This window comes from Vibrio sp. YT-16 (assembly GCF_033337405.1).
Classification (GTDB): domain Bacteria; phylum Pseudomonadota; class Gammaproteobacteria; order Enterobacterales; family Vibrionaceae; genus Vibrio; species Vibrio alginolyticus.
The window spans coordinates 50970-71846 of sequence record NZ_JAWOQQ010000006.1; the positions used below are offsets into that span (position 1 = coordinate 50970).

Sequence of the window (20877 nt, forward strand, 5' to 3'; positions counted from 1 at the left end):
TTTATTTGCATATCCCATTAAAAGGCAAGTGCAACAACTTGAATTACCTTAACTAAAAGGCAAAAAAAAACCACCCGAAGGTGGTTTTTTTACTCATCCTATCGAATTACGCTTGCGGGCGCATTGCAGGGAATAAGATCACGTCACGGATAGTGTGCGTGTTAGTCAGTAGCATAACCAAACGGTCGATACCGATACCTTGGCCTGCTGTTGGCGGTAGGCCGTGCTCTAGAGCAGTGATGTAGTCTGCATCGTAGAACATTGCTTCGTCGTCACCAGACTCTTTCGCTTCAACCTGTGCTTTAAAGCGTGCATCTTGGTCTTCAGCATCGTTAAGCTCTGAGAAACCGTTCGCTACTTCACGGCCACCGATAAAGAACTCAAAGCGGTCTGTAAAGAACGGGTTATCATCGCTACGACGAGCCAACGGAGAAATATCTGCTGGGTAACCAGTGATGAACGTAGGCTGCATTAGCTTAGGTTCTGCTGTTTCACCAAAGATCTCTTCAAGAAGCTGACCGCATGTCCAGAAAGGTTCTACTTCAACGTGAACAGATTTCGCGATAGAAACCATTAGATCACGGTTTTGTAGGTCTTCTTCTGTTAGCGCTTGGATTTGCGCGTGGTCTGGGTTGTAGTGCTTGATTGCTTCGAACATGCTCATACGAGTGTAAGTACCACCAAACTCAACCGTTTCATCACCGTAAGGCATTGACGTTGAACCTAGAACTTCTTGCGCCACTGAGCTTAGTAGTTCTTCAGTTAGGTCCATCAGATCTTTGTAGTCTGCGTACGCCATGTAGAATTCCATCATTGTGAATTCTGGGTTGTGGCGTGGAGAAAGGCCTTCGTTACGGAAGTTACGGTTGATTTCGAATACGCGATCAAAACCACCAACAACTAGACGCTTCAGGTATAGCTCTGGCGCGATACGTAGGTACATTGGCATGTCTAGTGCGTTGTGGTGCGTGATGAATGGACGCGCACTCGCACCGCCAGGGATAACGTGCATCATTGGCGTTTCAACTTCCATGAACTGCTTAGAGATCATGAAGTTGCGGATTGCAGACATTACTTTAGAACGTACTACGAACGCTTGACGAGAGTCTTCGTTAACGATCAGGTCAACGTAACGTTGGCGGTAACGCATCTCTTGGTCAGTTAGACCGTGGAACTTTTCTGGAAGTGGACGTAGTGCTTTGGTTAGCAACTCGTACTCTTCCATGTTCACGTATAGGTCACCCTTACCAGACTTATGAAGTGCACCTTTAACACCGATGATGTCACCGATATCTAGACCTTGGTATTTTTCTTTAAGTACTTTTTGAACCGCTTTGTCAGCATAAGCTTGGATACGGCCAGAAGTTTCTTGAATTACCAAGAATGGACCACGTTTAGCCATGATACGGCCAGCGATTGCTACTACGTGGTTAAGCTCTTCTAGCTCTTCCTTCGTCTTTTCACCGAACTCTTTCTGAAGGTCGCCCGCTAGTGCGTCACGACGGAAGTCGTTTGGATGGCCGTTCGCTTTGCAGCTCTTTCGGATTGCATCCAGTTTAGCGCGGCGTTCAGCAATCAGCTTATTTTCTTCTAGTACAGTTTCGTTTTGAACAGCATCAGTCATTTTCGATGTATCCTGTTTTTGTCGGTGAAAAGCTTTATAGACCTGATTTCAGGCTAGCTTCAATAAATTTGTCCAGATCGCCATCAAGAACCGCTTGAGTATTACGGTTTTCAATGCCCGTACGGAGGTCCTTAATACGTGAGTCATCCAATACGTAAGAACGGATCTGGCTACCCCAGCCAATGTCAGACTTAGCGTCTTCATTAGCTTGTTTTTCCGCATTTTGCTTTTGCAATTCAAGCTCAAATAGCTTCGCTCGAAGCTGTTTCATTGCCTGATCTTTGTTCTTATGTTGAGAACGGTCATTCTGACACTGAACCACTGTGTTCGTAGGTACGTGCGTAATACGTACCGCAGATTCTGTGGTGTTTACGTGCTGACCACCTGCGCCTGACGCACGGTAAACGTCAATACGTAGGTCGGAAGGATTAATGTCGATGTCGATGTTTTCATCAATCTCTGGATAGATGAACGCAGAAGCAAATGACGTATGGCGACGACCGCCTGAATCGAACGGAGATTTACGAACAAGACGATGAACGCCCGTTTCAGTACGTAACCAACCGTACGCATATTCACCAGAGATGCGAACTGTTGCCGACTTAAGACCCGCGACTTCACCTTCAGAGACTTCAATCACTTCAGCTTTGAAGCCCTTCGCTTCTGCCCAACGTAGGTACATACGCAGCAGCATGTTAGTCCAGTCTTGTGCTTCTGTACCACCAGAGCCAGCTTGCAAATCGATGTAACAATCAGAGCTATCGTGGTCGCCAGAGAACATACGACGGAATTCAAGCTTTTCTAGCTTCTCTTCCAACTCAGCAAGTTCTGGTTCAATTTCGTCAAATGTTTCTTGATCTTCTTCTTCTACAGCCAGCTCAAGAAGACCTTCTACATCTTCCACACCTTGCTCTAGTAGATCAATGGTTTCAACAACCGCTTCTAGTGATGCACGCTCTTTACCCAGTGCTTGCGCACGCTCAGGTTCGTTCCATACATCTGGTTGTTCAAGTTCTGCGTTGACTTCTTCTAGACGCTCTTTCTTCGCGTCATAGTCAAAGATACCCCCTCAGGACATTTGTGCGCTGAGACACGTCCTGCAGACGGTTTTTAATTGGATTGATTTCAAACATGTTTACTCAACATTTTAGAATAGAATTTAACCGAGAAATTCTACTGAAAAATGTGACCGAGATACAGGAAAATTTCGGATGAGAAATCAGATTGCGGTGAGAGAGAGCACGGTCATAAAATTTTACACCCACTTAGGGACAACCGTACTCTATAAGAAAGGTTAATCTAGGTATTACTTAGCTTCGATATGGTCGATCATCAATTGCAATGATTGATTACCACGAAATTCATTCACATCCAGCTTATACGCGAGACGTACTGTTTTAACCGATGCATCTGGCCATCGACGTAGATCAACATTGAATGCGATACCGTCGATCATCACATTGGTAGGGTGACCTTTATAAAGCGGCTCTAACATCAATTTAAGATGCTTCTCACCCACCAGCTTTTGATGCAGTACTTTAAACTCACCATCAAAGATTGGCTCTGGGAAAGCTTGTCCAAAAGGGCCACCCGATCGCAGCTGTTCAGCAACATGCATAGAGAACTCTTCCGGCTTAAGTTCGCCATCGGACATGATCACGCCTTTTAGCGCCGCTTCATCGAGTTCCTTTTTTACCACTTCATCAAACAAACGACTGAAACGCTCAAAATCCTGCTCTTTAATCGTTAAGCCTGCTGCCATGGCGTGTCCACCAAACTTGATGATCAAACCCGGGTTTTGTGTGTCGATGAAATCCAACGCATCGCGCATGTGTAGCCCCGGAATAGAACGACACGAGCCTTTAATCGTCCCTTCTCCGCCATCAGCAAATGCAATGACTGGACGGTGAAACTTCTCTTTAATGCGCGAAGCCAAAATACCAATCACACCTTGGTGCCAATCACGCTGGAATAAGGCTAAGCCATAAGGAAGCTCATTGCCTTCACCAAACTGAAGGCGCTCACAGAAAGCCATCGCTTCTTGCTTCATGCCTTCTTCAATCTCTTTACGAGTTTGGTTCAAGCCATCCAATTCACTTGCCATGCGACGAGCAGCGTGGATGTTGTTACACATCAATAGTTCAACACCGAAAGACATGTCATCAAGACGACCTGCAGCGTTAATACGTGGACCTAAAGCAAAGCCAAAGTCAGACGCAACTAAACGACGCGCATCGCGCTTCGCGACCTCAATTAATGCTTGGATGCCGGGACGCGCTTTGCCAGCACGAATACGTTGCAAACCTTGGTGTACAAGAATGCGGTTGTTTTCATCCAATGGAACGACGTCGGCGACGGTACCCAGTGCAACAAGGTCAATCAGTTCCATCAATTTGGGCTCTTGCATCCCCTGTTCTGCAAACCAATTGTGTTTTCGCATATGAACGCATAGTGCCATCATGAGATAAAACGCGACCCCTACACCCGCAAGCGCTTTAGATGGAAAGCTACAGCTCTCAAGGTTTGGGTTCACCATTGCATCCACATCAGGCAACACTTGTCCTGGCAAGTGGTGATCGGTAACAAGCACAGTAATGCCATTTTCTTTTGCGTAACGCACGCCTTCGATTGATGAGACGCCGTTATCCACCGTCATGATCATCTCAGCGCCAAGCTCTAAGGCTTGGTCAACGACTTCTGGGCTTAACCCATAACCGTCTTCAAAACGATTTGGCACTAGGTAATCCACATTGTGACTACCAAGCATACGCAGCGCGAGCACTGATAATGCTGAGCTTGTCGCGCCATCAGCGTCAAAATCACCGACAACGATGATGCGTTTTTGTTCTTTTATCGCCTGAAACAAAAGATCGACAGCTTGCTCAATCCCCCCGAGTTTTTGATATGAATGCAACCCACGGGCCGACGTTTCTAATTGTGAAAGATCCGTTATCCCACGGTTGATGTAGATACGTTTAAGAATCGGAGGAATGGAATCAGGAAGAAGGGAAAGATCAGGTTCAGGACGTCGTTGAATTTCTATCATGCTTAAAAGAGCCGACAACTTTGCCGACTCTGCTCCTAATGGATTATAGTTGCTTTAAACGTTTCAATAGCTCTGCAGGTGGTAGGTAGCCACCAACCATTTCGCCATTCGGTAAGAAGATTGCTGGCGTACCAGAAATACCCAATTGGCGACCTAGATTGTAATGCGCCTGGATGGTTTCTTTACACTGTTTCAAGTCTTTCGCAGGGTTATCAAATGTACGATTCACTTTCGCGTTGTGCATTGCCGACGCCGGATCTTCAGCACACCAAATCGTTGCCATTTGCTCCGCTACAGGGCCAGTTGCACCTTGGCGAGGGTAAGCCATGTAACGCACTGTAATACCTAGATCATTATAGCCTTGCATTTGGCTATGCAGACGCACACAGTAACCACAGGTGATATCGGTGAATACGGTCACAACGTACTTTTCATCGTCGGCTTTGTATTCGATCATGCTATCGGAGAACTGCGCAATTTTCTCGGCGTTAAGCGGCGCTTGACGCTCTGCTATGACATCTTTGTAACTGCCATCATCATTAATGGCATAAAGCGTACCGGCGATAAAATGGCTACCATCATTTGAAGCAAACAGGATCCCGCCATTGGTTTGAATTTCCAATAAGCCAGCGACGTCTGATGGTTGAATATCAACGATAGATAAACCAAGCTTTGAGAACTTAGTTTTTAATGCTGCTTCATCAAAGCCGCTTTGTGCAGCTGGCGCCACTTGTTGCGCAGGAGTCTCCGTTTGAGCCTGACTTTCTTCTGCACCACAAGCGGTAACAAAAAATGGTAAAGTCAGCAGAGTTAGTCGGCGTAATACGCTCATGAAATTCACCTTAATGTAAAATCGTTTTTCCAAGAGGACATGGATGAATCTAACCATTGTTATGCTCTTGGGTGGTGTTGACTGTGGATCTGCTTCAATCGTTCAGTCGCCACGTGAGTATAAATTTGCGTGGTCGATAAGTCACTATGTCCTAAAAGCATCTGTACGACCCTGAGATCTGCGCCATAGTTCAATAAATGCGTGGCAAAGGCATGACGCAGTACGTGCGGCGACAGCTGATCAGTATCAATCCCTGCTATCAAAGCATAGTATTTAATACGGTGCCAAAACGTCTGACGAGTCATCTGTCTTGCGCGTTTACTAGGAAAAACAATATCAGATGATGTATCACCAAGTAACGCAGGGCGCCCTTGTTGAATGAACGTCTCGATCCAATCGACCGCGTTTTCCCCCATAGGAACCAGGCGTTCTTTACCACCTTTACCAGTCACGCGCACCACCCCTTGGCGCAAGCTAACATTTTCCATGGTCAAACTGACGAGCTCTGTCACACGCAACCCTGTCGCGTAGAGTAGCTCTAGCATCGCTTTATCGCGCAATTCTATAGGGTCATTCGGGTCTGGCGCTTCGAGCAACGCGTCCACTTGCTCTTCACTAATATCTTTGGGTAAACGTTGTGGCAGTTTAGGGCTAACCAAGAGCGCACTCGGGTCATCAGCGCGCACCTTCTCACGATGCAGGTATTGAAATAAACGACGAATAGCCGACAACATACGCGCACGGGACGTCTGTTTGTAATCTAAGTCTACAAGGTGGCTTTGATATTCTTGCAAGCCAGACAAACTGATAAAATCAAGACGGTATCGATGTTTTTCCATCCACACGAGCAGCTTCATTAAATCGTTTCGGTAGGAAGCCAACGTGTTCTCTGATAGACCACGCTCCATCCACATCGCATCTAAGAATTGCTCAACAAGCGAAAAATCTTGTTGATTGACAGGCTGTTGTGCCGTCATGAATGCTTCCTTATCTGTTTATATTTACAGTATTTAGATTAAAGCACCTGCCAATCCAATACCATAAAAAATCATCCCACATAGGATATTCGCTGCAATCTTCCTCAATTTATGGTTAGAATCTTCCACAACAGCAACACAAATAACGACGAATATAATGAAAATCGGACTCTTTTACGGCTCAACGACCTGCTACACCGAAATGGCAGCAGAGAAAATTCGTACCCTTATTGGTGAAGACCTTGTCGACATTCACAATGTGAAAGAGACACCGTTATCACTAATGGCGGACTACGACTTATTACTCCTTGGCATCTCAACTTGGGATTTTGGTGAAATTCAAGAAGATTGGAACGCGATTTGGCAAGACATCGCGACCACACCACTGAAAGGCAAAGTTGTAGCGCTGTTTGGTCTGGGTGACCAAGAAGGTTACGGAGAGTGGTATTTAGATGCGATGGGCTTACTTCACGATGAATTGCAAGCCACAGGCGCAACCTTTATCGGTTACTGGCCAAATGAAGGCTACGAATTTGAAGCATCGAAAGCATTGATCGAAGATGGCAGCAAGTTTGTTGGACTTGCGTTAGATGAAGACTCACAGTACGAACTGAGTGATGAACGCATCGAAAAATGGTGTGAACAAGTTCTTGTGGAATTCCACGACACGCTTTAATAGCGCAAACACGTCATCATTAAAAAGTAAAAAGCCCGATGAAGTAATTCATCGGGCTTTTTATTATCTTGATAACGCGAAGTGATTACGCGGTTTCTTGTGCTAGCTCTGGGCGAGGTTTCGCGATGAAGAACATGCACACGATAGCCGCAAATGTTGGAAGCACCCAACCCATGCCGACTTCGAATAATGGCAACATGTTAAACGCAGAAACATCAATACCCGATACTTTTGCCGCATCAACCAACGCAAACAGCAGAGATACAAGCAGTACTGCACGGTAAGCAAAGCGTGGATTCGGCAGTTTGCTGCGCACAAATGTTAGTGCAACCAACGCAATCGCCACAGGGTACAGCGCAAACAATACTGGCACTGACAGAGAAATCAGCTGCGCAAGACCAACGTTTGCAACCAATGCACAAACAGAACCATTAATCAGTACCCATTGCTTGTATGACAGTGGTGTTTTCGAGCTGAAGAAATCTGAACACGCAGAAATCAAGCCAATCGCGGTTGTCAGACACGCTAGCAATACGATGACAGACAGAACGATTTGACCGTATGGACCAAACAACGCTTGAACGTATTGGCTAAGCACTAGGCCACCATTATCAGCACCAGCAGCAACCGTTGCACTCGTCGCACCTAAGTAAAATAGTGAGATGTAAACAAACGCAAGACCAGCAGCAGCAATACAACCTGCATAGATCAGATATTTAGTAGTTGCAGAGCGCTCAGTAATGCCTTTACCGCGCAGTGCATCAACCATCAGCATGCCAAACATCAATGACGCGAACGTATCCATTGTGTTGTAGCCTTCTAAGAAGCCTTTGGTCAGAGGCTGCGTTAGGTATTCACTGTGCGCGCCAATCATATCGCCCTGAGGATCAAGGAAGACAGCGACAGCAAGAATGATCAAACCAACGAACAATGCTGGTGTCAGTACTTTACCGATGAGATCGATCAAACGGCCTTGGAACCATGAGAACATCATTGCTGCGATAAAGAAGATCACTGAGAACGCTGTCAGATGCGTTTGTGACGCCTCAAGGAAGAAAGGTTTCACCGCCATCTCGTAAGCCACTAGGCCAGTACGAGGCGCTGCAAACGCAGGACCAATGATGATGAAAATCAGTGCAGCCATAAGAACTGCCGCTTTTTTCGGAAGATCTTGCGTCAAGTGATCCCAAGAACCACCAGCAACAGCAATAGCAACGATAGTAATAAGAGGTAGACCTACCGCTGTTAGCAAGAAACCAAACATAGCTGGCATTAAGTTTTCACCCGCTAACTGACCCGCTAGAGGTGGAAAGATAATATTGCCCGCACCTAAAAAGAACGCAAATAGCATAAAGCCTACTGCGATAATATCTGTTAGTTTTAACGTCTGCTTCACAGATAACCCTTGTCTTTTAATTAATGAATGTTGTGTATGCTTAGACCACTTTTTGTATACCTAAAGTCAATAAGTACACGTGGTTCAATCTATAAAATTTTCGCCGCATAATGACGAAAGACTCATCATTTGGCAACCTTTAAGAAAAAAACACCATATTAATTTAGTTTTCAAACTTAAAAGCAGTGGATATAACCAGATCCAAATAACAGACCAGTTCTTTATCTCGATCAATTAACAATACAATTTAATAACCAACAAAACAACAATCTATACAATTAATAAACAATAGAGCAATCCACTTAATTATTGAGCAAATATAAAACAATCATGAAGAACAAAAAACTGAAAACTAAAGGCTTCAATTTTAAGCAATTTTGTATTGAGGGCGGCGAGAGTGGTATGCCAGTCAGCACAGATGGGGTAATGCTTGGTGCTTGGATTCAAAGCCCTAACGACGCTAAAATTCTCGATATTGGCACTGGCACTGGCCTGCTTGCCCTGATGTGTGCTCAACGCTTTACAGAAGCTCAAATAACCGCGGTCGATATCGAATTAACAGCCGTTGCTGCCGCGCAAAAAAATATGGCCCAGTCTCCTTGGTCAGATCGTGTAAGTGTGCATCACACCGACATACTGCACTTTACGCCGACACATCCATTCCAACGCATCATTTGTAACCCGCCCTACTTCAACAGCGGCGAGCAATCGAAACACAGTCAACGTGCAACCGCGAGGCACACTGATACGCTAGGCCATAACGCATTGCTACAGCGTTGCTATCATTTGCTTGATGACGAAGGGAGAGCTAGTTTTGTGTTGCCAATCACCGAAGGCGAGCAGTTCATTGAGCTAGCATTAAACCAAAGTTGGTATCTATCGCGGATCTGTCGTGTGCAACCATCAGAAAAGAAACCAGTACACCGACTGTTATTTGAACTGTCAAAACGACCTTGCGATTTGCAGACGTCACATTTAATTATCCGTTCAAATGACGGCTATAGTGATGATTTCATACAGTTAACTCGCGAGTTTTATCTTAAGATGTGAAATAACATGTGATCCTTATCACCAATCACTTTATAATGTGCGACCTTTTTGTATTCTATGCTGTTGTGGCGAACCATTAACCAAGCTTTGCTTGTGGAGAACTCATTGTGATCAGAACCTTTGCTGAACTTGATCTAGACCAAAACCTACTTGAAGCCATTGAAGAGATGGGTTACGAACGCCCAACAAAAATTCAGGCAGAAGCGATTCCACAAGCGTTGGACGGTCGTGACATTCTAGCGTCAGCGCCAACAGGAACTGGTAAAACGGCCGCCTTCGTCCTGCCAGCATTGCAATACTTGCAAGACTTCCCTCGTCGTAAGCCTGGGCCTGCGCGTATTTTGATCCTAACGCCTACTCGCGAACTGGCGATGCAAATTGCCGATCAAGCACGTGCTTTGGCAAAAAATACCAAACTCAACATTTTCACCATCACTGGTGGTGTTCAGTACCAAGAGCACGCCGACATCCTTGCAACAACGCAAGACATTGTGGTTGCGACACCTGGCCGTTTAAAAGAATACATTGATGCAGAACGTTTTGATTGTCGTGCAATCGAATGGTTAATCCTTGATGAAGCAGACCGTATGCTAGATATGGGTTTTGCTCCTACTGTCGATCGCCTATCTAACGAATGTCGCTGGCGTAAGCAAACCCTTCTGTTTTCAGCAACGTTAGAAGGGAAAGGCGTAGAAGGCTTTACCGCTGATCTGTTGAATGACCCTGCAGAGATCGACGCAAAATCACCGCTGCGTGAGCGTAAGAAAATTGCTCAGTGGTACCACCGTGCTGATGATGCAGAACACAAACTGGAATTACTAAAACACATTATTACTCAGCAGGCTGAGCGCACTATCGTCTTTTTAAAGACTCGTGAGCGTTTGGCTGAGCTACGAGCGCAGCTTGAAAGCGCACAGATTCCATGTTCTTGGATTCAAGGTGAAATGCCGCAAGATCGTCGTAACAATGCGATTTCTCGCTTCCGCGATGGAACTGTGAATGTGCTGCTCGCGACGGACGTTGCTGCGCGTGGTATCGATCTTCCGGATGTATCACACGTTATCAACTACGACATGCCGCGCACGGCTGATGTTTACCTTCACCGTATCGGCCGTACGGCTCGCGCAGGTAAGAAAGGTAACGCTATCTCAATCGTAGAAGCACACGACCAACCAATGATGGATCGCGTTGCACGTTACGTGAAAGAAGACATCAAAGAGCGTTTCGTGAAAGAGATGCGTCCTAAACACAAAAAGCCTGTGTTTAAGAAGAAAAAGAAAAAAGACGACAAGAAAAAAGTAGCGAAAAAGAAAACCGCTAAGAAGAAGTAATCTTGTTGGGGCCAAGTAGCTCAAGCTAGAAAATAACAAAGGGTTGGCAATGCCAACCCTTTTTCGTTTGTGCTGATAGAGATTAACGTCGATTACGTCTCAATCAGCTTTATTTTTGCTCTTCGCGTTTAAATACTAACTCTGTTGGCGTCGATTCATCTTCCACAAAGTAGTAACCCGCCGTATCAAACTTAGCCAGGTCTGCTACGCTCTCAACACGGTTTTCAATGATGTAACGCGCCATCATACCGCGCGCTTTCTTCGCGTAAAAACTGATGACCTTGTATTGACCATTCTTACAATCTTTGAATACTGGCGTGATCACTTGCGCATCTAAATTCTTTGGCTTAACCGCTTTAAAGTATTCATTTGATGCAAGGTTGATAAGGACATTATCACCTTGAGCAGAAATCGCTTCGTTAAGCTTGTCCGTAATAACGTTGCCCCAAAACTGGTACAAGTTCGTACCCTTGTCGTTTGCAAGCTTGGTACCCATTTCAAGACGGTATGGCTGCATCAAATCAAGTGGTTTTAGTAAACCATAGAGACCCGATAGCATACGCAGATGATCTTGAGCATATTCGAAGTCCGCTTCAGATAAACTTTCGGCGTCTAGCCCTGTGTAAACGTCACCTTTAAATGCAAGAATGGCTTGTCGTGAGTTTTCCGTGGTAAACGTTTCACTCCACTCTTGGAATCGGCCCACATTTAAATCGGCAATCTTGTCGCTCACTTTCATTAAAGAGGCAACATCAGCAGGAGTCAGTTTGCGGCATACATCGATAAGCTCTTTTGAGTATTCGACCAACTCAGGTTGAGTAAATTTTTCTGTCGCTAACGGAGACTCGTAATCAAGAGTCTTCGCTGGAGAAACTACGATAAGCATGACTTTCCCTTCTCTAATTTTGTTTTTAATAGGGTACAAAAAAAGCCATGCATTGTCTGCATGGCTTTTTACATCGTACTAATAGCTTTCAACTATGAGTGATAGCTCACTTAGTCTTTTTTATCGTTGTACCAAATGCCTTCTTCAAGCTGAGATTTCAGCTCTGGGAAATCATTCGCATCAAATGTTGGCACTTTGCCTTCACCAAGCTGGCGGTTGTAATCTTTGGCCAGTTTAATCACGATGCCAGATAGCAAGATGATAGCCACTAAGTTAACTATCGCCATCAGACCCATAGAGACATCAGCAAGCGACCATACGACTGGTAACGAAGCTAGTGCACCAAACATCACCATACCAAGAACAATAACGCGGAAAATGCTTAAGCCCGCTTTATGATTGTGCTCTAGGAAGATTAAGTTCGTTTCAGCATACGAGTAGTTTGCAATGATTGAAGTAAACGCAAAGAAGAAGATTGCCACAGCAACAAAGATGCCGCCCCAATCGCCAACTTGTGAGCTCAATGCACGCTGAGTTAGCTCGATACCCGTCACTTCTGTTGCTTGACCGACATACTCACCAGACATCAGGATGATAGCCACTGTTGCAGAACAGATAACGATCGTATCCATGAACACGCCTAGCATCTGTACGTAACCTTGAGACGCTGGGTGTGGTGGGTAAGGTGTTGCTGAAGCTGCCGCGTTAGGTGCAGAACCCATACCTGCTTCATTCGAGAATAGACCGCGCTTGATACCGTTAATCATTGCCTGTGCAATTGCGTAGCCAAGACCACCTGCTGCTGCTTCTTGCAGACCAAATGCACTCTTAAAGATAAGCATCAATACATCAGGTAATTTCTCTAGGTTAGAGAACATGATGAACAGCGCTAGGGCTAGATAAAGTAGTGCCATGATCGGAACGATCATCTCAGCAACTCTTGCGATACGCTTGATGCCACCGAAAATAACAATTGCAGACAGTAAAACAACGGCAATACCGACATACAGGTTATTCCAACCAAATGCGTTGCTCATTGCATTGGCAATTGAGTTAGCTTGTACGGCGTTGAATACCAAACCAAAAGCGATGATTAGGAAAACTGAGAACAACACGCCCATCCAACGCATGCCCAGGCCTTTTTCCATGTAGTAGGCAGGGCCACCACGGTAGTTGCCATCATCATCTTTGGTTTTGTATAACTGCGCCAGTGTGCTCTCAGCAAACGATGTTGCCATACCAAGCATTGCAATCAGCCACATCCAGAAGATCGCACCAGGACCACCCGCAGTCAATGCAACTGCAACGCCCGCCATGTTACCTGTACCAACACGTGCAGCAAGACTAGTACAAAGCGCTTGGAAAGAGGAAATACCAGCTTTGTCTGCTTTACGGCTGTTCTTAAGAACAGAGAACATGTGGCCGAAATGGCGGAACTGAATGAACCCTAATCGAACGGTGAAGTAAATACCAACACCAACAAGAAGATAAACCAGAATCGAGCCCCAGAGGAGATCGTTCATCAAATTGATTAAGTCTGTCATGTGTACCTCAAAGTGAGTTGCGCCAGTCTATGCGTCCTAGCCATCCACCAAATTGCCTGCTAAGTGTCAAAGTGTGCTTAGCTTTTTAAGTAATGTTTATGGGCAATCTAGAATCGTAAACGTCGCTTCATGCATCCATTTTACGTACCAGCGTATTTTTTGACGGGCGGATAATGCAACCTAGGAGCGCAAAAATCAATATGCAACAACAAGAATAACATTGTTATTTTTCACTATAAAGTCACCAAAAAATAACATAAATAGAAGACTTAACACTCAAACTGCGCAACATTTCAATTACCAAACACCAACATAAATAATTATTCTTCATTAAATGGAATGGTAAACCGTATAAACAAGAACAAGCTAGTATTCACAAGGTGTTACATAAATTTACGCTAGTGACTTACCATCTAATTGAACACTATTTCATCAAACTGATTTTATGCAACTTTAACCTTTGCGCAGTGCACCCATTCATCAAATCGAATTAACATAGAAAATCTCTCTATTTAATCGTTTTCTTGAGATCGTTTGTGCATTTTTTATCCACATCGTTGCAATAAAAAGTGTGATTTTGAGAATATTTTTGCACGAAAATGTCATGCTACCGACACAAATGCGAAATATATCATGGTTATTCTCACGGCTATTGTGGTACTAAAAAAACTCCACAAGGACTGGTTACAACAGTTTAGCTTAAGAAAGGTAAAGGTGGCTTATGGAAGGCTTTCAACTAGATGACATTTTTAATCTGGATACTACCTCAACAACCAAATCTCGTGCCAAACCAGTAAAGCGAAAGTGGCGTGAAATAGAAGAGATGAACGACAGACGCAATTTGCTTAAAGAGCTGCGCGAACTTGATGTCTGTACCGATTATAACTTGGAAGACATTAAACTCTAATTCAAACAAAAGGCACCTTACAGGTGCCTTTTGTTTTTTGTTTACAGTGACCGTAAACACCGTGAGTTTATGTACCAAGGTTTAAGTATGAATACCATTATTACTCAATGAGAATCTTCCGTACTTTTTGCCGAGAAATATGCACACTAAATTTTCGGTTGATTCCCAATAAATAAGAAATGTATCTCACAAACCCGAGAGACGGCTTTCGCTCGCTCAGGTTTCATCATTCAGTCTTAAACATATTCAGTATCACTTTGACGAACACGTTCGGCCAACTGCTTATAACGATCAGCAATCGTGTCACCAAACACAGGATCATCCTCACTGACGCTCCATAAGCTCTCGACATGCTGCCAATCTTCTGTGGTAAATAACTCTTCAATGAGAGGCAAAATTTTTCGCTCTTCTAGCTCCAAGTGGTGCCTTTGCGATTCTATGAAATCTTCTAGGTGAGCGACAAACATGTCTTGTGGCACAACAGCATCCTGAAGGATCATCTCTATCACGGATGAAAACTCTCTGGTTTTACTCGCTAACTCTAGATGTTCTTTCTCTAAATTTTCCATGGTTTGTTGCTTACCATAGTGTTCAAGAAAGTGGTGATAAAGGATATCTTCTTTCGGGTGGTGTACTTTCTCCGAATGATTAGAGAGGTAATCAACAATCTCGCTTACTAACGCATAGTTGATTACACGTTCTTTTTTTATCTCATTAAGCTTATGGCGCAGTATCGCCAACAGACGAACCATATAACCATGTTCGCGTCGAATTCTTTCGATCATCATAGCGTCTCTCCTTAACACCTACTTTTAGTAAGTGTACATGAGAAATTTACTATCAGCCTCGAGCGTGCTCAAAAAAACAGCGATCATACCATCCATGATCGCTGTCTCTTCATTTATACCGTTAATGGCAAATGCCAGTTAATTGGTGCTTTTTCTTGTGATGTAAGCAACTGGTTTGCTTGAGAGAAATGCTTACAACCGAAAAAGCCTCGATGTGCAGAAAGTGGCGATGGGTGTGGGGCAGCTAACACATGGTGCTTATTGCGATCGATAAAACGACCTTTCTTCTGTGCATGTGAACCCCACAGCAAGAACACTACACCTTCTTGATGCTGATTAATGGCTTCAATCACTCGATCAGTAAACGTTTCCCAACCTGTCTTTGAATGTGAATGCGCTTTACCTTGCTCCACCGTTAATACCGTATTGAGTAACAATACGCCTTGTTCAGCCCAGCTTTGCAAAAAACCATGCTGAGGGATTTGGAAACCTTCAATATCTTGCGCCAGCTCTTTATACATATTAACCAGTGACGGTGGCGTTTTAATGCCAGGAAGTACAGAGAAACACAGGCCATGCGCCTGATTTGGGCCGTGGTATGGGTCTTGTCCTAGAATCACGACCTTAACGTCTTTGAACTCGGTAAAACGAAACGCGTTAAAGACATCTTTTGCGGGAGGAAAAATAGCTTTGCCTGCGGCGCGTTCGGCTTCAACAAAATTCAAGGTGTCTACAAAGTAGCTCTGCTTTTTCTCTTCGCCGATCACATCGTGCCAAGTGGGTGACTGATTCATGGAAAGTTCCTGTCCTAAATTTTGCTTCTATTCTAACGAGCGAAACTCAAACAAACAAAAACTTACCACGAACTTGAGACAAGTAATAAAAGACTAATGCTTCTGTGGCGTTCGAAAATGCCCCTGTCCGGTAATGTGACGATTAGGCATCGGTAAGCGAAGCACGCGACGAGTGAAAGCATAAGGAGTAAAAGAGAGTGGTCGAGACATGTTGGCATCCTTCTTTGCTAATTCAGAGATTGATGTTCAATGACTAAGAAAGATAGGTGCCAACTTTGTGGTTACGCCATTAACTGGCAATGGCCGCTAAATGGAATTGACGCAACGTGTTGATCTCTTGCTGCCAAATATCTGGATCAATTGTTTCCAAAATCAGAGGGATACCATCAAAACGAGGGTCTTTCGCGATGTACTCAAAGCAATCCCACCCGATCTCTCCTTTACCTAGCGAATGGTGGCGATCTACTTTGCTGGCAAACTCTACTTTTGAATCATTTAGATGCATTGCTCTTAAATAGTGCATACCTACGATACGGTCGAACTCTGCAAAGGTGCGCTCGCAATCTTCTTTTGTACGTAAGTCATAACCAGCCGTAAAGGTATGGCAGGTATCAATACAAACGCCGACACGATCTTTATCTTCCACTTGCTCGATGATTTCAGCAAGGTGCTCAAACTTCCAGCCTAAGTTAGTGCCTTGACCTGCCGTATTCTCGATAACAGCGATCACATTCGGCACCGCTTTATGCGCAAGATTGATCGACTCGGCGATCGTCGCGAGGCACTCCTGTTCAGAGACTTTCTTTAGGTGACTACCCGGATGGAAGTTAAGCAAAGTCAGCCCCAACTGATTACAACGCTCCATTTCATCAATAAATGCCGCGCGGGATTTATTCAGCTTTTCTTCTTCCGGCGCACCCAAGTTAATCAGATAAGAATCATGGGGAAGAATATGTTCTGCTCCGAAACCCAGCATTTTACAGTTCGCTTTAAACGCACTGATGGTTTTTGCTTCTAAAGGCTTCGCCACCCACTGGCGTTGGTTTTTTGTAAATAGTGCGAATGCATTCGCGCCAATTTCACGAGCTCTCAACGGAGCTTGATCGACCCCACCAGCAGCAGAGACATGTGCACCAATGAGTTTATTCCCAAGCTTGTTTTTCATGTTTGTCATTTAATCACTTTAGACTTTCAGTATTGCTACCTAAATACAGATAGTTGCGTTAACCAGTTTAAACTTTAATCTCAATTTGTAGTAAATTTACAACAAAACCAGTTATTAAATATTTTTTATATTATCAAATAAATTGTAATTGGTTTGTTTTCAAAGGTTTTATTGATTTAACTCAATAAAATCACCTTAATAAAAATAATGTTTTTGGTTGTTTTTTGACTTAAATCAATATTAAAATAGTGGATATTAGCTATATAATACTCAGCTCAACGAAAATTCGAAAATTAACACCAATAATCACCACGTAAGTGGTCTAGGAGATAGTGATGATCCAAGGTATCCAAATTACAAAAGCGGCAAACGACGACCTACTAAACTCTATCTGGCTATTAGATAGCGAAAAAAATGAAGCTCGTTGTGTTGCTGCAACTGCTGGCTACGAAGCAGACCAAGTTATCGCAATCAGCGACCTAGGTGAATACGAAAGCCGTGAAGTTGCAATCGAAACTGCTCCTCGTATCGAAGGCGGCCAACACCTAAACGTGAACGTGCTTAAACGCGAAACACTAGAAGATGCAGTTGCACACCCAGAGAAATACCCACAACTAACTATTCGTGTTTCTGGTTACGCAGTACGTTTTAACTCGCTAACTCCAGAGCAACAACGTGATGTAATCGCTCGTACTTTTACTGAGACTCTATAATCTCTCAGTAAACTAGCTCGCTAGAATTTAAAAAGCTTGGTCAGCAATGACCAAGCTTTTTTGTTTCAGAATCCTTCTAACCCCTTTCTATAATGGAAAGCAACTCGCCTCTAAGGTGCATTTCTTTGCGAAGGATCTTTCTGAAACGCTTGCGCTACAGAGGTTGGATCAAGCCTATCTCTTTGCAGTGACGCCCCTTCTGCCCACCAAATCAATTGATGCATAGTGCGATTCATATAGTTGTCCCACTGCGTCTGCTCCGACTCATCCGCAGCAACGCCCTGTTCATCAAAGACTTCTTGCGCTTTCGGAATGTGGATCATCGCAGAGACAGGTAGACATCCAAGTTCAGATAAGAAGGTACGCATCGACACTGCAGCACGAGCGCCACCCCATTGCCCTGCAGAGTAGGTCACGATAGCACTCGGCTTGTAAGAAAACAGCGAACTGCCGAAATGGTTAAGCATGTTCGCCAAGGCAGGACTCATCGAATGGTTATATTCCGGGCTAACCATCACATACCCATCCGCATGTTTGATTTTGTCTGCTAGCTCACTTAGGTGCTGCGGAACTTTAGAGCGGTGATAAGCAAACTCAGGCTTAAACACATCACCAAAGTCGTAATTCAAAGGGTCGATGATTTCGACCGTATGTTGCGAATGTTGACTCGCGATGAGTTTTTCACACGCTTTACTGACTCGCATTCCTAAACGGGCTGGTCGTGGTGGCGTGCTGTCTCTCACTGAGCCAAGAAAAATCAAAAAATGCATGCTTCTCTTTCCATCTCATTTAGTTAAGTTCGTTTCTCAATCATAAAGAGAGTCAAAACTTACCGACAATAAAAAAGGTGAATGATTACTCATTCACCTCTCGTTATTTCTGTTTTTGATACTTACTATACTTTGAAGCTTACTGCACGCGGCGCAGTACTTGTTTCAATGCGTCAAAGTCTGCGTCGAGCTCTTCCGATAGCAGCTCCATCGCAGCGTGCTTCGCTAGTGGCGCAGGAAGCTCGATATCGGATTCTAGAATATCATCCACGACTTCTTTGAACTTCGCAGGGTGAGCAGTACATAGGAACAGACCGGTTTCACCGTCTTGCAATTGTTCTTCAAGAACGCGGTAAGCAATCGCACCGTGCGGTTCGCATAGATAGCCTAGAGCATGTAAGTCTTTCACTGACTGTGCGCTTTGCTCATCAGATACTGCACCTTTACCTAACGTCTCCAAGCCCCACTCTTTCACACGGCACAGCTCTTCAATACGAGGCCAGTTGTTTGGTTGGCTCACGTCCATCGCGTTCGATGTTGTTGCGACTGTTGGTTTTGGCTCCCACTTACCTGTTTCTAGGTAGCGAGGAACCGTGTCATTGGCATTAGTTGCAGCGATAAAGCGTTTGATAGGCAAGCCCAACGCTTTTGCCAATAGACCAGCAGTTAGGTTACCGAAGTTACCGCTTGGTACTGATACCACTAGGTTTTCACGCTCTTGCTTGCTCATTTGCGCAGCTGCTTCAAAGTAGTAACAGATTTGCGCCATCAAACGGCTGATGTTGATTGAGTTTGCAGAGTTCAGACCGATCTCTTCACGCAGTGCAGAATCATCAAAAGCTTGCTTAACCAGTGCCTGACACGCATCGAAGTCTCCATCGATCGCGACAGTATGGATGTTCTTACCAAGCGTACAGAATAGCTTCTCTTGCAGTGGACTGATCTTACCTTTCGGGTAAAGAATCACAACGTTGATGTCTTCCATGCCGTAGAAAGCATGCGCAACGGCTGCGCCAGTATCGCCGGAAGTTGCAGTCAGAATAGTGATCTTGCCGCCGTCCGAAACCGCAGCAAGAGATTGCGCCATAAAGCGACCACCAAAGTCTTTAAATGCAAGCGTTGGACCATGGAACAGTTCCAGAGCGTAAACACCGTCTTTGACCTGATTAATTGGCGCAGGGAATTGGAATGCAGCATCAACAAGAGCATTCACTTGCTCCTCTGTAAGTTCATCTCCAATTAACGCCGATAAAATCTTAGTGCTACGAGAGACAAAGTCTTCTGCAAGCAGCGCATCGATATCTTCAAATTTTGGTAATTCCGATGGGAAAAATAGACCTTGGTTACGGCCTAACCCTTGGCGAACGGCTTGGCCAAAGGAAACTTGTTCATCATTTTCTTTTATATTGTAAAGCTTCATAGCTCACTTCCTGTTACTTTCGAACCCTGCTTATCTAGACGACAAACGTGGACGAATCCTTCTTCGTTTTGTACGTAGTTTTGTTCTAACCAGCGAGCAACTCGCTCAGCGACATCTTTCTCTTTGCAAATACTGAACAGTGTCGGACCACTGCCAGAAATACCGGTTGCCAATGCACCCGCAGACGCTGCGTATTGACGTGCATTCGCAAAACCTGGAAGCAGTTTCTCACGATACGGTTCTGCGATCACGTCTTTGATCATTTTTGCAGCAAGTTCTGGCTGACCAGAATGACACGCATGAATAAAGCCCGCAAGGTGACGACCATGAGCAATGATATCTTGTCGGCGGTATTGAGATGGTAGGATCTCACGCGCTTCCGCCGTTGATACCTTGATACCCGGATACGCCATCACCCAGTACCAATCATCAAAACAAGGCACTTTTTGACTGATGATACCAAGCTCTTCAAGCATCAACTGGACACCACCAAGGTAACACGGCGCAACGTTGTCGTAGTGAATACCACCAGAGATCTTGCCTTCCATCTCTCCCATCAGCGCTAGTAATTCTGTCTCGTTAAGTGGCTGTCCATGGAATCGGTTCAATGCATCTAATGCAGCAACGATAGAACATGCACTTGAGCCTAAACCAGAGCCAATTGGCATGTTCTTTTCTAGCGTCATCTCAAGTGGTTTTAGCTCAACGCCTTTTTTGTCTAACTCACGAGCAAACACGAGCCAACAGTCGTAGACGATGTTCTCTTTTGGTTCAGTTGGCAATTTCTCAACAAAATCACCCGCCGTTTTAAGGCTGAACGGATCAGCCCCAGATTTCACCAATACACGGTCACCCAATAGTGTGCCATCCACTGGAGACACGGCAGCCCCCAGCACATCAAAGCCAACGCTTACATTACCAATTGATGCTGGGGCATAAACCACTACATCCATATCAC

At 44.6% G+C, this 20877-nt stretch carries 19 protein-coding genes; 5 read left to right on the forward strand and 14 right to left on the reverse strand.

The annotated features are described in order from the left end of the window. Window positions 1-106: 106 nt before the first annotated feature. The 5 genes from lysS to xerD form a co-directional block, all read right to left on the reverse strand. Complete coding sequence (gene lysS, locus R7F07_RS12425; protein ID WP_005382861.1) at window positions 107-1624, reverse strand: lysine--tRNA ligase; 1518 nt, start codon at window positions 1622-1624, stop codon at window positions 107-109. Between the two features lie 34 nt (window positions 1625-1658). After that, window positions 1659-2757 (reverse strand): peptide chain release factor 2 gene (gene prfB, locus R7F07_RS12430; RefSeq protein ID WP_102949721.1). Its coding sequence is split into 2 segments (ribosomal slippage): window positions 1659-2681 and window positions 2683-2757, totalling 1098 coding nucleotides; the frame shifts between segments, so codons are not numbered across the junction. 173 nt (window positions 2758-2930) lie between these two features. Then, a complete protein-coding gene (recJ, locus tag R7F07_RS12435) occupies window positions 2931-4670 on the reverse strand; it encodes a single-stranded-DNA-specific exonuclease RecJ (protein ID WP_017821504.1) in 1740 nt (579 codons plus the stop codon). Window positions 4671-4713: 43 nt separating this feature from the next. Beyond that, complete coding sequence (gene dsbC / locus R7F07_RS12440; protein WP_005381786.1) at window positions 4714-5502, reverse strand: bifunctional protein-disulfide isomerase/oxidoreductase DsbC; 789 nt, start codon at window positions 5500-5502, stop codon at window positions 4714-4716. A gap of 59 nt (window positions 5503-5561) precedes the next feature. Then, a complete protein-coding gene (xerD, locus tag R7F07_RS12445) occupies window positions 5562-6479 on the reverse strand; it encodes a site-specific tyrosine recombinase XerD (RefSeq protein WP_005381788.1) in 918 nt (305 codons plus the stop codon). 157 nt (window positions 6480-6636) lie between these two features. Between xerD and fldB the strand changes: the two genes are divergently transcribed. After that, window positions 6637-7155, forward strand: coding sequence for a flavodoxin FldB (fldB, locus tag R7F07_RS12450; RefSeq protein ID WP_005381790.1), 519 nt, complete (start codon window positions 6637-6639; stop codon window positions 7153-7155). An 85-nt stretch (window positions 7156-7240) separates the two neighbouring features. Here fldB and brnQ read toward each other — a convergent pair whose 3' ends face one another. Then, window positions 7241-8551 carry a branched-chain amino acid transport system II carrier protein gene (gene brnQ, locus R7F07_RS12455; RefSeq protein ID WP_318110516.1) on the reverse strand — a complete coding sequence of 437 codons (1311 nt, stop codon included), beginning with the start codon at window positions 8549-8551 and terminating at the stop codon, window positions 7241-7243. 330 nt (window positions 8552-8881) lie between these two features. On the opposite strand from brnQ, the gene R7F07_RS12460 reads away from it, so the two are divergent. Together R7F07_RS12460 and srmB are read left to right on the forward strand one after the other, a co-directional pair. Next, window positions 8882-9601: a tRNA1(Val) (adenine(37)-N6)-methyltransferase gene (locus tag R7F07_RS12460; protein ID WP_017635070.1), complete on the forward strand. Its 720-nt coding sequence runs from the start codon at window positions 8882-8884 to the stop codon at window positions 9599-9601. A gap of 107 nt (window positions 9602-9708) precedes the next feature. Further along, on the forward strand, window positions 9709-10932 hold the full coding sequence (gene srmB, locus R7F07_RS12465; protein ID WP_005381797.1) for an ATP-dependent RNA helicase SrmB: 1224 nt from the start codon (window positions 9709-9711) through the stop codon (window positions 10930-10932). 109 nt (window positions 10933-11041) lie between these two features. Here srmB and yaaA read toward each other — a convergent pair whose 3' ends face one another. Next, window positions 11042-11818 carry a peroxide stress protein YaaA gene (gene yaaA / locus R7F07_RS12470; RefSeq protein ID WP_005381798.1) on the reverse strand — a complete coding sequence of 259 codons (777 nt, stop codon included), beginning with the start codon at window positions 11816-11818 and terminating at the stop codon, window positions 11042-11044. Between the two features lie 110 nt (window positions 11819-11928). After that, a complete protein-coding gene (locus R7F07_RS12475) occupies window positions 11929-13362 on the reverse strand; it encodes an alanine/glycine:cation symporter family protein (RefSeq protein ID WP_005381800.1) in 1434 nt (477 codons plus the stop codon). A 721-nt stretch (window positions 13363-14083) separates the two neighbouring features. On the opposite strand from R7F07_RS12475, the gene R7F07_RS12480 reads away from it, so the two are divergent. Then, complete coding sequence (locus tag R7F07_RS12480) at window positions 14084-14269, forward strand: DUF3545 family protein (protein ID WP_005381805.1); 186 nt, start codon at window positions 14084-14086, stop codon at window positions 14267-14269. A gap of 236 nt (window positions 14270-14505) precedes the next feature. Here R7F07_RS12480 and R7F07_RS12485 read toward each other — a convergent pair whose 3' ends face one another. From R7F07_RS12485 to nfo, 3 genes are all read right to left on the reverse strand, one after another. Next, window positions 14506-15057, reverse strand: coding sequence for a hemerythrin domain-containing protein (locus tag R7F07_RS12485; RefSeq protein ID WP_005381807.1), 552 nt, complete (start codon window positions 15055-15057; stop codon window positions 14506-14508). 113 nt (window positions 15058-15170) lie between these two features. Then, window positions 15171-15851, reverse strand: a complete 681-nt coding sequence (gene ung, locus R7F07_RS12490) for a uracil-DNA glycosylase (RefSeq protein ID WP_005382846.1) — start codon at window positions 15849-15851, stop codon at window positions 15171-15173. 289 nt (window positions 15852-16140) lie between these two features. Further along, entirely contained in the window at window positions 16141-17025 is an 885-nt protein-coding gene (gene nfo, locus R7F07_RS12495; RefSeq protein WP_005382844.1) for a deoxyribonuclease IV, read from the reverse strand. 326 nt (window positions 17026-17351) lie between these two features. On the opposite strand from nfo, the gene grcA reads away from it, so the two are divergent. After that, window positions 17352-17729, forward strand: coding sequence for an autonomous glycyl radical cofactor GrcA (gene grcA, locus R7F07_RS12500; RefSeq protein WP_005381814.1), 378 nt, complete (start codon window positions 17352-17354; stop codon window positions 17727-17729). Between the two features lie 110 nt (window positions 17730-17839). Here grcA and R7F07_RS12505 read toward each other — a convergent pair whose 3' ends face one another. The 3 genes from R7F07_RS12505 to thrB form a co-directional block, all read right to left on the reverse strand. Further along, window positions 17840-18499 (reverse strand): NADPH-dependent FMN reductase, encoded by a 660-nt coding sequence (locus tag R7F07_RS12505; RefSeq protein ID WP_005382842.1) that lies wholly within the window; start codon window positions 18497-18499, stop codon window positions 17840-17842. A 139-nt stretch (window positions 18500-18638) separates the two neighbouring features. Next, complete coding sequence (gene thrC, locus R7F07_RS12510) at window positions 18639-19919, reverse strand: threonine synthase (protein WP_005381818.1); 1281 nt, start codon at window positions 19917-19919, stop codon at window positions 18639-18641. Next, a complete protein-coding gene (gene thrB / locus R7F07_RS12515) occupies window positions 19916-20872 on the reverse strand; it encodes a homoserine kinase (protein ID WP_054728792.1) in 957 nt (318 codons plus the stop codon). Before thrB ends, thrC begins: the two co-directional genes overlap by 4 nt. Between the last annotated feature and the right edge of the window lie 5 nt (window positions 20873-20877).

Bases quoted from the DNA above. Each gene is read 5' to 3' on its own strand.
- dsbC (WP_005381786.1), bottom strand. From the start codon at position 5,502: ATGAGCGTATTACGCCGACTAACTCTGCTGACTTTACCATTTTTTGTT.
- R7F07_RS12485 (WP_005381807.1), bottom strand. From the start codon at position 15,057: ATGATGATCGAAAGAATTCGACGCGAACATGGTTATATGGTTCGTCTG.
- xerD (WP_005381788.1), bottom strand. From the start codon at position 6,479: ATGACGGCACAACAGCCTGTCAATCAACAAGATTTTTCGCTTGTTGAG.
- R7F07_RS12505 (WP_005382842.1), bottom strand. From the start codon at position 18,499: ATGCATTTTTTGATTTTTCTTGGCTCAGTGAGAGACAGCACGCCACCA.
- thrB (WP_054728792.1), bottom strand. From the start codon at position 20,872: ATGGATGTAGTGGTTTATGCCCCAGCATCAATTGGTAATGTAAGCGTT.
- recJ (WP_017821504.1), bottom strand. From the start codon at position 4,670: ATGATAGAAATTCAACGACGTCCTGAACCTGATCTTTCCCTTCTTCCT.
- fldB (WP_005381790.1), top strand. From the start codon at position 6,637: ATGAAAATCGGACTCTTTTACGGCTCAACGACCTGCTACACCGAAATG.
- R7F07_RS12475 (WP_005381800.1), bottom strand. From the start codon at position 13,362: ATGACAGACTTAATCAATTTGATGAACGATCTCCTCTGGGGCTCGATT.
- nfo (WP_005382844.1), bottom strand. From the start codon at position 17,025: ATGACAAACATGAAAAACAAGCTTGGGAATAAACTCATTGGTGCACAT.
- grcA (WP_005381814.1), top strand. From the start codon at position 17,352: ATGATCCAAGGTATCCAAATTACAAAAGCGGCAAACGACGACCTACTA.
- ung (WP_005382846.1), bottom strand. From the start codon at position 15,851: ATGAATCAGTCACCCACTTGGCACGATGTGATCGGCGAAGAGAAAAAG.
- R7F07_RS12460 (WP_017635070.1), top strand. From the start codon at position 8,882: ATGAAGAACAAAAAACTGAAAACTAAAGGCTTCAATTTTAAGCAATTT.
- R7F07_RS12480 (WP_005381805.1), top strand. From the start codon at position 14,084: ATGGAAGGCTTTCAACTAGATGACATTTTTAATCTGGATACTACCTCA.
- thrC (WP_005381818.1), bottom strand. From the start codon at position 19,919: ATGAAGCTTTACAATATAAAAGAAAATGATGAACAAGTTTCCTTTGGC.
- lysS (WP_005382861.1), bottom strand. From the start codon at position 1,624: ATGACTGATGCTGTTCAAAACGAAACTGTACTAGAAGAAAATAAGCTG.
- yaaA (WP_005381798.1), bottom strand. From the start codon at position 11,818: ATGCTTATCGTAGTTTCTCCAGCGAAGACTCTTGATTACGAGTCTCCG.